Below are 15,190 nucleotides of genomic sequence, written 5' to 3' on the forward strand. Positions count from 1 at the left end.
GGACAGTTTGCCATCCACGCAAGGGTATGCGTTGATTTGGGAGTGAGCCGTTGACGAAAATGACCGTGACATCGCGCATTGAGAACATGCGCAATCTGTCTCCAGCCGAGAGGCTGGTACAGGTTGCGGCAGCAACGCAGATGGATGACAGCGCACGCGCCGTCTTGTCGGCACCGGACGCTCTGTCCGTCGAGCGCGCGAACGGAATGGTTGAAAACGTCATCGGAACGTTCCAGCTGCCGCTCGGCGTGGCGACGAACTTTCTGGTCAACGGTCAGGAATATCTGGTGCCGATGGCTGTCGAGGAGCCCTCGGTTGTTGCTGCCGCCTCTTATATGGCGAGGATCGTGCGCGGCTGCGGCGGTTTCCAGACGTCATCGACGGCGCCCATCATGCGCGCCCAGGTCCAGATCATCGGCCTGTCGGATCCCAACGGTGCCCGGTTGGCCATTCTGGCCGCGCGCGACGAAATCATCACCCTCGCCAATTCCAAGGATCCGGTCCTGGTGAAATTCGGCGGTGGCTGCCGCGACATCGAGGTGCATGTCTTCCCATCGACCTCCCGCGGTCCGATGGTCGTCCTGCATCTGCTGGTCGATGTCCGCGATGCCATGGGGGCAAACACCGTCAACACCATGGCCGAAGCCATCGCACCGATTGTCGAGCGGATCACCGGAGGTGAAGTCCGTCTGCGCATCCTGTCGAACCTCGCCGACCTGAGGCTTGCGAGAGCCCGTATCGAGCTCACGGAAGAAGCCCTTGTGACCAAGGATTTTTCCGGCCGCCGGATGATGGAGGGCATCGTCGACGCCTACGAATTCGCAGCCGTCGATCCCTACCGGGCCGCGACCCACAACAAGGGGATCATGAATGGCGTCGATCCTGTCGTCGTCGCAACGGGCAACGACTGGCGCGCAATCGAAGCTGGCGCCCACGCTTATGCCGCGCGCTCCGGCCGTTATACCTCGCTGACGACATGGGAGATCAGCGCCAAGGGGACACTTGTCGGCACGATCGAGATGCCGATGGCACTCGGCCTGGTTGGCGGCGCGACGAAGACCCATCCCTCGGCGCAGGCAGCCCTGCAGATCCTCAACGTTGCCTCAGCCGTGGAGCTGGCCGAAGTGACGGTCGCGGTGGGCCTCGCACAGAACATGGCAGCGCTTCGGGCGCTTGCGACGGAGGGTATCCAGCGCGGCCATATGGCGCTGCATGCACGTAACATCGCGATCGGCGCCGGGGCTTCCGGTGATGAAATCGATGCCGTTGCGCGCCGGCTTGCAGCCGATCACGACGTTCGCGCTGCGCGGGCCGAGGAGATTCTCGCTGAATTGCGAAAGTAGGACTGACACCGCAGGCCTGGCAAAGGGGGAGCTTTGCCGGCTGCCGGGCACTGATGGGAATTTTTTTCGGCCGACAGGCCGACACCTGGGGAGGTTATCTGATGACAGAACAGAATGGTGCGCGCGCCGCCGGCCCGCACGGTCAACTTGCCGAGATCTGGGGAGACGTCGTATCTCGACCCCAACTCGGGAAGGCCATGATCATCGGCGCGATCTTGAGCGTTGCGATCTACTACGTCACGCTCGCAACGATCGCGCCCATGGCTGCCACTCCGGCCATCGGAAAGGCGCTGGCGATGCTGACCGGCATCGTCGGCTCGGTTGTCAGCGGCGCCATTTGCTCGCGGCTGTTCTTGCCCAAACGCATTGTGGTGGAACAGGCACAGACCGGCACCGAATGGCAGACCGACATCCTCCAGCAGCTAGAACAGGAGGGAGGCCCGATCGGCCGGGTTGAGGATCTTCCGCCCGAAGTCGCTCAGGAAATGCGCGAGGTCGGTCTCTACGACCTGTTCAAGACATACCAGGACCGGCCCGGCGCCGGCCGGCAGGGAGAGTGACATGGACGGCATGCTGTATGAAATCATCATGGCCATCTCGCTCGGCCTTCTCGGAGCGATCCTGTTTTCAGCCATCGGCCTGATCTCGGGAACGGATGAAACGACCACGATCGCCCCGGTCACGCTCCTCGTCGTTCTTCTGGGTGCGCCGCCTGTTGCCGTCTTCACCTTCTGGATGTGTGCGGCCGTCTCCAAGCACATGACACATGCGGTACCGACCGCCCTCCTTGGAATTCCCGGCGATACCATGGCATTGCCGCTTCTCCAGCAGGCAACGGCGCTTCGCAATCTCGGGGCACCCCATGTCGCTCTGCGAAAGATGCTGGCGGGCTCCGTCATCTCCGCATTCATCGCCGTTCCGCTGGCAGTCTTGTTTGCGGTCATTCTTGCTCCGTTCGGAACCTACATCACGGCCTCGGCGCCGTGGCTATTCATCGGAGCGGCACTCATCATCGCCTATTTCTCGGCCGGTCGCTGGGCGTCCATCCTGGCGCTTATACCGTTCACGCTGCTGATCGTAGCCTTGCAGGGCTACACCGCCACGCACAACGTTAAGCTCGGCGTGAGCTACTTTCTCGGCATCGCGGTGGGGCCTCTGGTTGCAGAGCTTTTCTCTTCCGTGTCGCCGCTCGAGCGCAAGCGCATGGACCGCAGCGAGCCTCGGCAGACTACGCTTGCACCCGACGTGAAAGGCTGGGGTGGCTACTTCCCCAATCCGTTCCGCGTGCTTGACCGGAGCCAAGTGGTGACGACCGCGACAGCGGCTGCCGTGACCAGTGCAACCTTCGTGTTCAGCCCTGTCGCCGTCACCGTCATTGCCGGCGAGATCGTCGGCGCGCGCATCAAGCACGCGTATCACCGGCTGACCTCCGTGCTGGCTGTCCGAAACGGCGTGACAGAGTCAACCTATATTGCCGAAGCGCTGATCCCGCTCATTGCCTTTGGTCTGCCGCTCAGCCCGGTCGCTGCCGGCCCGGCAGCGCCGCTGTTCAACGCGCCGCCACGCTTCACGGTCGATGCCGGGACCGGCGTCGTCAACAACCTGCACACGATGATGTCAGTGTCGGAGTTTCTGATCTGGGGGCTGGTGTCGGTCGTCATCGCGGCGGCGATCGCCTATCCCTTCGCTATGAACCATGCACGAAGTGCCGCAGCCTTCGTCGCCAAGTACATCAGCCATGAAGCCATTATCGCGACATTCGTCGGTCTGATCTTGGTGATCGGTCTTTGGGAAGGTGGACTGCTCGCTCTGCTGGTCATCGTGACGGTCGGTCTCGTCGGAGGCCTGCTTTATCGCGTACTTGGCATGAACACCGGCGTACAGTTCATGGGCTACTATGCCGCGATTCTTAGCGTTCCGGCCATCATGAAGCTGATCGGCTGAACAGCCGGTCAGCATACCGAACGATAAGAGGAGAAAACAATGACCTTGGATCTACGCACGTCAGCTCTCTGTGTGGCCCTGATCCTGATCGGTGCCGCAGCCCAGGCTGCCGATGACAAGCCGATACTGCCCGCACTCGACATTCCCCAGTCCCTGCAAGGGGTCGTACCCTTGCCGATGGCGGAATCGCAACTGCCTTCGGTGGAGGCACGGGAGTACTTCAAGGTGTCCGACAAAGGCGTTCAGCTTGAATGCCCAACCTTCGATGCGAAAGGCGATCTGCTGTTTTGCGAGGTCTTCGGCGGAACGGTATTCCGTCTCACGCCAGACAAGCAACTGTCGAGCGTCGTGCCCGACCGGGAGCTTCGTCCTGCAGGCTTGGCAGTCCACAGCGGTGGCCGTGTCTACATGGCCGAACTTGGGGACTTCAAATCGCGAGGTTCGGTCGTCTCGATGGCGGCCGACGGATCCGACGTGCGCACCATTGTCTCCAGAGATGACGGCTTTCTACCCGACGACCTCGTCTTCGATAAGGAGGGCGGCTTCTACTTCACCGATTTCAAAGGCGGCTCCAGCCTGCCATCCGGAGGCGTCTACTATATCGCACCCGGCGGCGGTAAGCCGGTGATGGTCGTGCCGAACCTGCGGATCGCGAACGGCATCGGCCTGAGCCCGGATGGCAAGACGCTCTGGGTCACGGAATTGGCAGGTGGCCAGCTGCATCGCATCTCCCTTGCCGACGCCACCACCATCGCGCCGTTCGGATCATCTGTCGTCTACAACTTCATCGGCGGAGGACCCGATTCCGTGCGCGTCGACGCCGACGGGAACGTCTACGTGGCGATGTACGGTCAGGGGCGGATCATGGTCTTCAATCCGCTGGGGCTGCCGATCGCCCAGTACCTGCTGCCCGGTCGCGATGACGGGCACAATCTCCGTTCAACCTCCATGGTTATCCGCCCTGGCACGGACGAGCTGCTGATTTTGACGAATGACTGGGACAAGGGCCGAGGTTCAACCATCTTTGTGGCAAAAGCAGTCGGCAAAGCAGCACGATCATTCCTGCCTTAAAGCTGGCAGCTGTTGTGCGTTACCAGTTTCACTATCGGCATGCCAGATCGACGCCGCTCGGAGCCTGCTAAGGCTCTCAAGCTTCTGAACGAATACGAACCGACGACCCTGTGATTGCGACAGCTATCTGTTTGAGATCACTCAGAATCGAATGTCAGCCTTACTGGTATGGGAGGCCATTTGAGCTCCCAGAGCGGCGGGAATGCTGCCGTCTGGTCTTAATCCGGCGCGGACATGGCAGGCAGCCTCCCTGCCCGGCCCGGTCGAGACCAGCGGCGGGTGCGTGACGTGGCAGATATCGACAGCCAGAGGACAGCGGGTCACGAACTTGCAACCCTTGGGCGGATTGGCGGGGCTGGGCAAATCGCCCTTCAGCACGATCCTCTGGCGCTTTCGCTGCGCCACCGGATCTGGAAGCGGCACTGCCGACAAAAGGGCTTCCGTATAGGGATGCACCGGGCGCGCAAACACATCGTCCGTCCGGCCCGTTTCGATCAGATGCCCGAGATACATGACCGCAACCCTGTCGGCAAAATGTCGGACGACGGAGAGGTCGTGGCTGATGAACAGGTAGGACAGACCGAACCGCCTCTGCAGATCGAGAAGCAGGTTGAGGATCTGCGAGCGGATCGAAACATCGAGGGCGGAGACAGGCTCGTCGAGGATCAGCAGTTTGGGGTTGAGTGCCAAGGCCCTCGCGATCACGATCCGCTGCCGCTGCCCGCCCGAAAACGCGTTCGGCTTGCGCTCCGCATGCTGTGGATGCAGTCCGACGAGGGCGAGAAGCTCGGCAACGCGCTCGGCCCTCTCTGCAGCATTGCCGACACCGTGGATCGCCAGCGGCTCGCCGATACTCTCGCCGATCGACATTTTCGGATTGAGTGCCGAAACAGGATCCTGGAAAACGATCTGCACCTCGCGGGACAAAGCGCGACGGGAAGCGGTCTCGCCGTGAACGATCGGTTTGCCCTCGAACAGGATGCTGCCCGCCGACGGTTTGGTCATGCCCAGAATGGCCGCGCCAAGCGTGGACTTCCCGCAGCCGGACTCGCCCACCAGAGCGACGCTTTCGCCGTGGGCGATGTCGAGATCGATGCCGTCGACCGCCTTGACGAACCCGGTCGGACGTCCGAGCAGGCCGCCGCGGATGGGAAAATGCACCTTGAGGCCGGACAACGACAGAAGCGGTTCAGTCATAGCATTTCTCCCACCCGTTCCGAATGCCAGCAGGCTGCACTGCCCTCGTCACGGCGAGGCGCAAGCGGCGGAATTTCATCGAGACAGTGCTGGTCGGCCAGCGGGCAGCGCGGGCTGAAACGGCAGCCGACCGGCCACTGGCCGATGTCGGGCACAAGCCCCTCGATCGTCGGCAAAAGCGCCTTCGGCTTCCCGTCGAGCCGCGGGATGGTCGATAGCAGCAGCCGCGTATAGGGATGTTCCTGCCGTGCGAAAATCGTATCGACCGGCGCCTCCTCGATGACCCGCCCGGCATACATGACAGCGACCCGGTCGGCCATATCGGCAACCACGCCCATGTCATGGGTGATCAAAAGGATGGCGGTTCCGGTCTCGTCGCGCAGCCGTTTCATCAGGTCGAGGATCTGCGCCTGAATGGTGACGTCGAGCGCCGTGGTCGGCTCGTCGGCGATCAGCAGTTTGGGTTTGCAGATCAGCGCCATGGCGATCATCGCCCGCTGGCACATGCCGCCCGAAAGCTCGAACGGATACTGACCGGAGCGGATTTCAGGCTCTGGAATACCCACCTCTTCAAGCATGGCGATCGCCGCACGATGGGCCGCCTTGCCGTCGAGCCCGCGATGCACGACGAGGCTTTCCTCGATCTGCCGGCCGATCTTCATCAGCGGGTTGAGCGAGGCGACCGGCTCCTGGAAGATCATCGCAAGATCATTGCCGCGCAACTGCCGGCGTTTGGCTTCCGGCACGGTCAGCAGGTTTTCTCCACCGAACAGGACGCGGCCGCCATCAACGCGGGCGACCTTTGGCAGCAGGCCCATCACGGAAAACGCCGTCATCGACTTTCCGCAACCGGACTCGCCGACGACGGACAGGATCTCGCCCTGGTCGACGTGGAAACTGACGCCATCGACCACCGGCTGCGCGCCGATCGAAACCCTGAGGTCGTCAACCGCAAGCACAGGTCCGGTCATGTGCGCTCCGCCCCGACGGCCGCAAGCGGATGGTTCGGATGCGCCATCCCGATATTCTCTGCGCCGTCGCGAAGAACCGCTGACGGAATGGAGAAATTCACCGGGTAGAGCGTATCGGCAATGATCTCGACCGGAAACTCCTCGCCGAGCCGTGATGCGACATCGGGTTTCGCCTTGTCGTTGACCCGCAGCGTGACGCCGCTCGCATCGATCCGCGGCGCATGCATCGCCTCTTCCAGCGACATGCCGAAGGCCGCGACATAGGAGAGGATCTGCGCCACCGCCGGCATGATCTGGCGTCCGCCGGCAGCCCCGAGAGCAAGCTTCGGCCGCCCGCCCTTTGTTGCGATGATCGGGCACATATTGGCCAGCGGCCTTGCATTGGCCGCGATCGAATTGGGCTGGCCCGGGCGTGGATCGAACCACATCATACCGTTGTTCATCAGGAGGTCGCTCGACGGCAGAACCACTTTCGAGCCGAAGCGTGACAGAAGCGTATTAGTCAGCGACACCATCGTGCCGTCGCGGTCGACAATGCTGATATGCGTGGTGCAGCTTTCTCCGCTGCTGCCGTGGCCGAGCGTGCGCAAGCGATGTTCCGAGGCGCGACGAATGGCGCGACCAAACGCAAGCGCCGTCCCGCCGGACAACGGGCCATCCTGCGGCAGCGTCCCTTCAAGCTCGGAGAGTGCCTCGACGAGCGTTGGACCGCCGGAAAGACCTGGCATCGCATTGATCGTCATGCCGCGGTAATCGATCTGGAGCGGGTCGGACCAACGCGGCTGGTAGTCACGCATTTCGGCAAGGTCGATTGGCGATCCGCCGGCGTTGAGATCGCTGACGATCGATGCTGCGGTTTCGCCCTCGTAAAAATCGCGGGCACCGGCCTTCGCCAGTCGTTCCAGCATGGCTGCCTTGCGCGGCATCGGGATCGTGCTGCCCGGTCCGATTTCCTGCACGCGCGGTGCACGGCCATCCTTCAAGAAAAGCTGCGACGATGCCGGGAAGCGTGCGAGGCCTTCCGTATCGATGGCGAGACAGAGCACCGTGAACCAGTCGAGCGCGAGGCCCCGACGGGCATGTTCGATCGCCGGCTGCAGCGCCTCGGCAAAGCTGATCGTGCCGAACCGTTCCAGTGCCGCCGAAAGGCCGGCAATGGCGCCGGGAAGGCAGATGGAGCTGTAGCCGATCAGGTTGCGATCATCGCGCACCTGCGGCCAGTCGAACCAGTCTCCGTCACGGCCCGCCACGACAGGATAATCGGCTGGATCGATGTTGCGCGACGAGCGGACGTTGAAATCGAGCGTATCGACCCGGCCATCCTGCCCGTCGGCCCGCAGCAAAAACCCGCCACCGCCGACACCCGAAAGCCACGGCTCGACGACGCTGAGTGTCAGTGCAGTCGTGACGGCCGCATCCATGGCATTGCCGCCGCGCGACAGCACATCGGCGCCGCTTTCCGCTGCCATCCAGTTCTGGCAGGCGACGAGCCCGCCGGCACTGCGCCGCTCGCCCTTGTGGACGTTCCAGTGTTCACCCATGGCTGTGTCCAATATCCTGTCCGAACCTGCGGGTTCCGATCGCCTCGGGAGCCTTGCCATCAACGGCAAAGCGGCCGGCATTGCCGGATGTGGCGTGGTGGTGGGCAATCTCGGCGGCCGTCCCGATCCAGCTGCCCTTTTCGGCAGTGATCGTATCCAGCAGCTCTTCGAGAAGCGCGATGCGCTGGGCACGGCCGGAAATCCAGTCATGCACCGTCAGCGTGAACAACCCGCCGAAGCGGTGAAGCGCCTGCCATTCCGCGATCCAGTCCTGCAGCACCGCACGGCCGGACTGATAGGGCCACTTGTCGCGGCCTCCCCCTTCGAACTTGAAGAAGATCGCATCGTCGAGCGCCCATTGCACCGGGATCTCGACCACACCGTCGATCTCGTAGGGATGATCGAAGCCCGAGAGCGATGAATCGTAGGCGAGGCCCACACGACGCAACTCGGTCAGCATATGCGGCGTCATTTCCCAGGCCGGGGAGCGGAAGCCGACGGGCTTTACCCCGGTTTCCCGGGTCAGCAGTTCCATGCTGGCCTCGAGCGCACCGGTAAATTCGTCGTTAGAGACTTCCGAGACGATCTCGTGGAAATAGCCGTGCAGGCCGATCTCGTGGCCGCCTTCGAGGATGGCGGCAAGCATCTCGGGATTGGTCTCGGCCGTCAGCGCCGGCACGTAGAAACTGGCCTTTGCCTCATAGCGGGCGAACAGGTCGAGCAACCGGTAGATCCCCGTGCGCGGACCGAAACGGCGGATTTCGAGCGTGCCCATCCGGTCCGGCACATGGTCCTTGTTCGCCCACATGAACGGCACATGCGCATCCACGTCGACCGACAGCAGCACTGCCGACTGCTTGTCTTGCGGCCACTCATAGGCCGGCCAGGGGGACTTTATCTGCAGGGGATTTGACATCCGACCTCGCTTGAAGCGCTTGTTACAGCGCCTTTTTCTTTGCCTGGAAGACGACCTGGGAGCCGATCGAATTGCCGCCGTCGACGGTCAAGGTCGCGCCGGTCATGTAGGCGCCGCCGGCTGACGTGACGTAGAGAACCGCTGAAGCGACATCCTGCGCCGACGACGTTCTGCCAAGCGGTATGGAGGCCGTCACCGTGTCGATATGATCCTGCGCCAGCGCGCTGACATCGCTGCCGGAAATGAACCCCGGCTCCACCGCATTGACGCGGATCCCGTATTCGGCGAGTTCCAGCGCAAAACCCTTGGTCAGGCGGTCGAGTGCGGTCTTCGACGTGCAGTAGGGAACCACCGTCGTGCGCATTTTCCGCGCCGCACCGGAAGATATGTTGACGATCGAGCCCGGCTTGCCGGCGCTGATCATCTGCTTGGCAAACAGCTGCGACAACAGGAACGGCGCGCGCAGATTGACGCCCATGATGTCGTCCCAGTCATCGATCGAAATATCGAGCAGAAATCCCGACGGATAGATGCCGGCATTGTTGACGAGGATATCCGGCGCGCCCCAGCGTCCCGAAACTTCTTCCGCAAATGCGGTCATCGAGCCGGTATCGGTGAGGTCGGCGGCGATCGCCACATGGCCGGTTCTCGGCAGCGTCGCCAGTTTCGCCTCGAGCTTTTCGGCATCGCGGTCGGTCAGGCAGACCTCTGCCCCCTCGCGCGCAAACGCATCGACGATCCATCCGCCAATAATGCCGCAGGCACCTGTGACGATGACCTTCTTGGCCTTGAATTCATTTTCGAAATTCATGAAGTACTCCTATCGCCCACGCGGATCGAGGCGGTCGCGGGCATGATCGCCAATCAGGTTGATCGAGAGAACCAGCAGAAACAGCGCCAGTCCCGGAAATGTCGCGATCCACCAGGCGGACCCGACATAGTTGCGGCCGGTGGAAAGCATTGCGCCCCAGCTCGCCGTTGGCGGCTGCACGCCGAGGCCGAGGAACGAAAGTCCGGCCTCGAACAGCACCATCAGGCCGAACTCGAGCGTCGCAACGACGATCAGGCCGCCGGCGATATTGGGAAGGATGTGGCGCCACAGCAGCCGGAACCACCCGGCGCCCATGAACCGCGAGAGCCTGACATAGGGCATGTTAGCGACCGACAGCGTCTGGCCGTAGGCGACGCGCGCATAGCGAGGCCACCGCGTCAGGGCGAGCACGATGACTACGTTGGAAAGGCTCGGGCCGAGTACCGCAACCGTGATGATCGCCAGAAGAATGGCAGGCACCGACAAGACGATATCGACCAGCCGCATGATGATGGTTTCGACCCAGCCGCGATAGAAGGCGGCGATCATGCCGAGCGCACTTCCGAAAATGCCCGACAGGATCACCGAGGCGAAGGCAACCAACAGCGACACCCTTGCGCCATAGATCGTCCGGCTGAGAACGTCGCGTCCGAGTTCGTCCGAGCCGAGATAGTAGACGAGGCCGCGGCTTTGGAAGCCCGGCGCTTTGAGCCGAGCCAGAAGGTTCTGGGCGTTGGGATCGAGCGGCGCCACGAGAGGCGCAAAAATCGCCATCAGCACCAGTGCGACCAGAATGGCGGCAAAGGGCACCACGGTCCATGGCATGCGCCGTGACCGGGACGCCGCGCGCGGTGCAGGAGTGGATGCTGCCATCAGGCGCTCCCTTCGATGCGGATGCGCGGATCGATGATGCTGTAGAGCAGATCGGCGACGAGGTTGAGAACGATGGCCGTGATGGCGCCGAGCAGAACGACGCCCTGAACCAGCATGAAATCACGCGCGTTGATGGCCTGGACGGTCAACTGGCCGAGCCCCGGCCAGGCAAACACCGTCTCGACGATCACGGCACCAGCCAGCAGATTGGCGATTTCGAGAGCTGCAACGGTTACCACCGGGATCGCGGCGTTTCGCAGCAGATGGCGCATCACGATGCGGATCAACGGCAGTCCCTTGGCGTGGCCGGTGCGGACATAGTCCTTTTCCAGTTCGTCGAGAACCGCGGTGCGCGCCACACGGGCGAAGGTTGCCATGGAGAGAAGACCGAGTGCGATCGACGGCATGATGATGCTCGGCCAGTCGCGGGCGCCGGATGGAGGCAACCAGCCGAGCCACACCGCAAACACCATGATCATCAGGATGGCGCTCCAGAATGTCGGCATCGACTGTCCCGCCAGAACCACGCCCATCATCGCCTTGGCATCCGCCGAGCCGCGGCGCACCGCCATCGCCACACCCAGCGGAATGCCGACACCGAAGGCGACGACGAGCGCGCCGCCGGCCAGCATCAGCGTATAGGGAAGACGGCTGGCAATCAGCGTCCAGACCGGCACGTTCTGGACATAGGAGCGGCCGAAATCGAAGGTCAGAAGCGCGCCCATATATTCGAGATACTGGACCGACAGAGGACGATCGAAACCGAGCGACGCCCTCAGCGCCTCGATGTCCGCCTTGGTGGCATTTTCAGGCACGAGCAGCAGAACGGGATCTCCCGCAAGCCGCTGCAGAAAGAAGATCAGCGTCATCACGCCAATAATGGCGATTAGGGCCTGGAACGCGCGCTTGAGGAAGAATGCCGGCAATATTGCAGTCCACTTCGTGACTTGCGGGCAAAACGGCCCCGAAACCGGGGCCGGCCCTGAACCTAAATCAATCGGTCCACTTCATCCGGTTGAGAAACAGGCTTTCGTTTGCCGTCGGCTGCCATTCGAGGTTTTTCGCTGCGCCGTAGATGATCGCCGCCTGATAGATCGGCACCATCGGCACCTCCTCAACGACGTAGGTGCTTACCGTCTTGTAGGCTTCGAGACGTGTCTTCTCATCCAGCGTGTTGCGGGCGTCTTCCAATAGCTTGTCGATCTTTGGATCCGAGACAGAGGCCCACGCGCTGGACGAATGCAGCAGCGAGAACAGGACGCCATCGACATCCTGGCAGGCGCAGGACCAGCGGCCGAAGGAAATCGGCGGCTGGCTTGCCGGCACACTCTGGGCCTTTTTGAGATAGGTCGCCATGTCCGTCATCTCGATGTTGACGGTCAGACCGGTATCGCTGATCATCTGCGCCACCGCCTGGACGATGCGCTGATCGAATGTCGGAGACGTCGCAAAGGCGACCGACTTGCCGGCCGCGCCCGCTTCCTTGATGAGGCGCTTGGCCTCATCCAGATCGTAGGGGTAGCCTTTCAGGCCTTCCACGTAACCGAAATGCGCCGATGTCGCCATCTGGTCGAGCGGCTTGTCGACGCCACCGAGAAGACCATCGACGATCCCCTGCTTGTCGATGGAGCGGGCGACCGCTTCACGAACGCGCTTGTCGTTGAACGGCGGAAGGTTCGGGTTGAGCTTCACATAGCCGATGCGCTCGGTCAGAACCGAGAGCGGCTTGGCGGCACCTGAGCTCTTGAGCTGCTCGGAGAGATCCGCATCGAGGCCGACGACGAGGTCGCTGGCGCCCGCTTCGAGGTTTGCAATGCGCGTGGCGGCATCCGGCACGGCGCGGAATTCGGCGGTCGGGAACACGCCCTTTTCGCCCCAATAGTCGTCGTTGCGGGCGAGCGAAACCGAAACCCCGCGCTGCCATGCGGCGAACTTGTAGGGGCCGGAACCAACAGGCGCGGCATTGAAGCCGTCATTGCCCTTTTCCTCGACAACACGCTGCGGAACGATCGACAGCTTGACGAGCTGGGCGAGCAGCACCGGATAGGCGCCATCCGTCTTCAACGTCACTTCGTGTTCGCCGGTGGCTTCCGCCGACAGGATCTTGTTGAACTGGCCGAGCTGCGGGCTGGCGAATTTCTTGTCGATGATGCGGTTGACGCTGAAAGCGACGTCTTTGGCGGTCAGCGGCGTGCCATCGTGGAACTTGACGTCGCTGCGGATCGTGAAGACGATTTCGCTGTCGGAAGAGTATTTCCATTCGGTGGCGATCTGCGGCGCGATGGCACCGGCATCGTCACGGGTAACGAGGTTGTCGAAGATATTGCGGTAGACGTAGTAGCTGTCCGGGTTCCACTGCTTGTGCGGATCGAGCGACGAAGGCTCGTTGACGAGATCAACGACCAGCTGATCCTTGGCCATTGCCTGGGACAGGACCATTGGCGAACAGGCCAGAAGCAGGCCTGCCAGAGAGGCGCGCATCGAACGACTGACTATCATCATCTACAATGTCCTTGTTTTTCCAGTGGGCGGTTGAGGTCGCTGATTGCGACCCGGTTTATCTTTGTTCGCGGCGCGACGGCCGGACTTGCGGCCAACCATCGCGTCCGTTTCAAGAAAACGATCAAGCAGATAGGCTTCCAGCGCCGCGTTGGCGGACGCGAGATTGGCGACTGCATCGGCGTTGCGACCCTCGACGAGAGCCTCCGCGAAAGACGAAAGCCTCGTCGGCAGAAATTTAGCGCGCCCGCTCCGCTCGAAGAAGTTCACGAGCCTGTTGGAGCGATCCCAGAGGTCCGCAAGAAAACCCGCGACGACAGGCATGCCGAGGGCGTTGGATAGCAGATCCAGCATGTCCCGCTCGCAGCGACGAATGGTGGGAAGCACATCGCCACCCAGATCCGGCCGCTGCAGCAGCGCCATATGCATCTGGGACAGCGTGGTCAGCCGCCGTCTAGCGGCGTCGTCGAGAGCAGCCGAGCACAGTATCGGATCAAGGTGGCGGCGTGCGGCAATCAGCTCGCGGATCTCTGCCGCGGAAATCGGCGCGACCTCCCAACCACTGCGGGCAGTCGAGGATACAAGCCCACTCGCCTTCAGCCGCGCCAGTGCCGCGCGTACGGCGCCGCGACCGAGCGCGAATTCGATGGTCAACGAAGTCTCCGACAGACGCTCTCCCGGCATCAGAACGCAACCGACGATCGCGCTCCTCAGCGCCCGTTCCGCCACTCCCGCCTTGCCTTCCGGCGGCGCGGGAGACACGTAAGCCTCAGTATCAAGCATGCTTTCGTAACCTCTCAGTTCTCCAGTCTGACATCCCAGTTAACAGAGTGGAAGCGAAATTTTTCCATTCTTGGTAAGAACCGTAGAATTCAATCACGCTGCTTGCGGCAGGCTCACGAAGGAAGTGACAGGCCCACTCCCGCAAAACATCTGTCTCAGGACGTTCTAGAGGTGGAATGGGATTTCCCGGATACGGTTTGTTTTGGAACACGAGGAAATTGTTGGTCAATCGACGCCTGGCAGGATGTATTTTGATATTGCAGTGAAACCAACTGATGTCAGTTGGCACTACCAACTGATGGCTTACTGGTGATTATAGTCGGGGACCCGACGCCTCTGTCGGAAAGAGACAAATCCATGCGCATGAAAAGTCTTACGTATGCAGCTATGCTGGCCGCATCGTCGCTCATTGAAGTTCCTTACATGGCGACGGCGAAGGACTTGCTGGTCGTGGACAGATGATGAGAGTGGGACCGAAGTTAAGGATACACACCTTTTGTCGGAAGAGCCAATTTGTATTGGTGATCGACAAGCCTCCTGCGCCACTTCGTCCAAGAACATCATAACCTCGGTTCCAGCTCGACTCTTGGATTGTCGCGGAAGCAAGCAGGCGCGCTGAGGGTCGCCGCCTTGCCATCCTCGATGACGAGCTAGATGAACTGGAAGCCACGCGTGAAAAGCTTGTCCTGGAACTTACCGGCATAGACACGCCGGTGGAAGACTTTGAGGAGAAGATCGGCAATCTGAAACAGCAGTTCAATACCAACAATGTCGAGGTTGCCATCCGCAAGCTGTTGTTCCTCGCCCGTAACAATGGCGACGAAGAAGCCAAGCGGCGTCTAATGGTGATCGTTCGCGACCTGGTCCCGACGGTGGCGACCGGCAAGACACCAGGCCACCAGCCGGCATTCCTGCAGATGCATCGCGCAATTGCCAACATCATGGCTTCGATGGGAGTCCTCGATCCCTTGCAGCAGCAGTTCATGGCAGCCAGCAACGGTCTGATAGCCCGAATTGCGGCCGGCGAGATCGACCCGCGGGACAAACTGAAAAAGCTCCTCAACTTCTGCGGCGAGGAGCTTAAAAGCAGATATTTGGACTGTTCGAAATAGCAAGTTTTGTTGGTTACGGGGGCGTTGACGTACCGCGACTTGTAAAATCACCTGCTTTGAAGGGATTTGAACCAACGATCTGTCAATTGTCGAAGTCAACATCAAACGTGTCTTTTAAAAACTGCATAT

At 61.6% G+C, this 15,190-nt stretch carries 14 protein-coding genes; 5 read left to right on the plus strand and 9 right to left on the minus strand.

The features are described 5' to 3' along the window. The first annotated feature begins 59 nt into the window (after nt 1–59). The 4 genes from G6K99_RS21650 (at nt 60) to G6K99_RS21665 (ending at nt 4,358) form a co-directional block, all read left to right on the plus strand. Nucleotides 60–1,343, plus strand: a complete 1,284-nt coding sequence (locus G6K99_RS21650; protein WP_174197923.1) for a hydroxymethylglutaryl-CoA reductase, degradative — start codon at nt 60–62, stop codon at nt 1,341–1,343. A gap of 101 nt (nt 1,344–1,444) precedes the next feature. Further along, nucleotides 1,445–1,903: a hypothetical protein gene (locus tag G6K99_RS21655; protein WP_113111323.1), complete on the plus strand. Its 459-nt coding sequence runs from the start codon at nt 1,445–1,447 to the stop codon at nt 1,901–1,903. A gap of 1 nt (nt 1,904) precedes the next feature. Beyond that, complete coding sequence (locus tag G6K99_RS21660) at nt 1,905–3,287, plus strand: tripartite tricarboxylate transporter permease (protein WP_062460110.1); 1,383 nt, start codon at nt 1,905–1,907, stop codon at nt 3,285–3,287. A gap of 39 nt (nt 3,288–3,326) precedes the next feature. Then, nucleotides 3,327–4,358, plus strand: coding sequence for an SMP-30/gluconolactonase/LRE family protein (locus G6K99_RS21665; protein ID WP_174197845.1), 1,032 nt, complete (start codon nt 3,327–3,329; stop codon nt 4,356–4,358). 141 nt (nt 4,359–4,499) lie between these two features. On the opposite strand, the gene G6K99_RS21670 is transcribed toward G6K99_RS21665, so the two are convergent. The 9 genes from G6K99_RS21670 to G6K99_RS21710 form a co-directional block, all read right to left on the minus strand. Next, the gene (locus G6K99_RS21670) at nt 4,500–5,555 is read right to left on the minus strand and encodes an ABC transporter ATP-binding protein (protein WP_174197846.1); all 1,056 of its coding nucleotides are present in this window, start codon (nt 5,553–5,555) and stop codon (nt 4,500–4,502) included. After that, nucleotides 5,552–6,526 (minus strand): ABC transporter ATP-binding protein, encoded by a 975-nt coding sequence (locus G6K99_RS21675; RefSeq protein WP_174197847.1) that lies wholly within the window; start codon nt 6,524–6,526, stop codon nt 5,552–5,554. Before G6K99_RS21675 ends, G6K99_RS21670 begins: the two co-directional genes overlap by 4 nt. Beyond that, nucleotides 6,523–8,067, minus strand: coding sequence for a gamma-glutamyltransferase family protein (locus G6K99_RS21680; RefSeq protein ID WP_174197848.1), 1,545 nt, complete (start codon nt 8,065–8,067; stop codon nt 6,523–6,525). Before G6K99_RS21680 ends, G6K99_RS21675 begins: the two co-directional genes overlap by 4 nt. Continuing rightward, entirely contained in the window at nt 8,060–8,983 is a 924-nt protein-coding gene (locus tag G6K99_RS21685) for a polysaccharide deacetylase (RefSeq protein ID WP_174197849.1), read from the minus strand. Before G6K99_RS21685 ends, G6K99_RS21680 begins: the two co-directional genes overlap by 8 nt. 22 nt (nt 8,984–9,005) lie before the next feature. Further along, the gene (locus G6K99_RS21690; protein WP_174197850.1) at nt 9,006–9,794 is read right to left on the minus strand and encodes an SDR family NAD(P)-dependent oxidoreductase; all 789 of its coding nucleotides are present in this window, start codon (nt 9,792–9,794) and stop codon (nt 9,006–9,008) included. A gap of 9 nt (nt 9,795–9,803) precedes the next feature. Continuing rightward, nucleotides 9,804–10,667, minus strand: coding sequence for an ABC transporter permease (locus G6K99_RS21695; RefSeq protein WP_174197851.1), 864 nt, complete (start codon nt 10,665–10,667; stop codon nt 9,804–9,806). Further along, a complete protein-coding gene (locus G6K99_RS21700) occupies nt 10,667–11,593 on the minus strand; it encodes an ABC transporter permease (RefSeq protein WP_174197852.1) in 927 nt (308 codons plus the stop codon). The genes G6K99_RS21695 and G6K99_RS21700 overlap by 1 nt, the downstream gene beginning before the upstream one ends. A gap of 67 nt (nt 11,594–11,660) precedes the next feature. Continuing rightward, nucleotides 11,661–13,169, minus strand: coding sequence for an ABC transporter substrate-binding protein (locus G6K99_RS21705; protein ID WP_174197853.1), 1,509 nt, complete (start codon nt 13,167–13,169; stop codon nt 11,661–11,663). Then, nucleotides 13,170–13,949 (minus strand): GntR family transcriptional regulator, encoded by a 780-nt coding sequence (locus tag G6K99_RS21710; protein ID WP_174197854.1) that lies wholly within the window; start codon nt 13,947–13,949, stop codon nt 13,170–13,172. A gap of 713 nt (nt 13,950–14,662) precedes the next feature. Between G6K99_RS21710 and G6K99_RS21715 the strand changes: the two genes are divergently transcribed. Continuing rightward, a complete protein-coding gene (locus G6K99_RS21715) occupies nt 14,663–15,061 on the plus strand; it encodes a hypothetical protein (RefSeq protein ID WP_174197855.1) in 399 nt (132 codons plus the stop codon). The last annotated feature ends 129 nt before the right edge of the window (nt 15,062–15,190 follow it).

It is taken from the genome of Neorhizobium sp. AL 9.2.2 (assembly GCF_013317225.1).
GTDB classification, from domain to species: Bacteria; Pseudomonadota; Alphaproteobacteria; order Rhizobiales; family Rhizobiaceae; genus Neorhizobium; species Neorhizobium soli.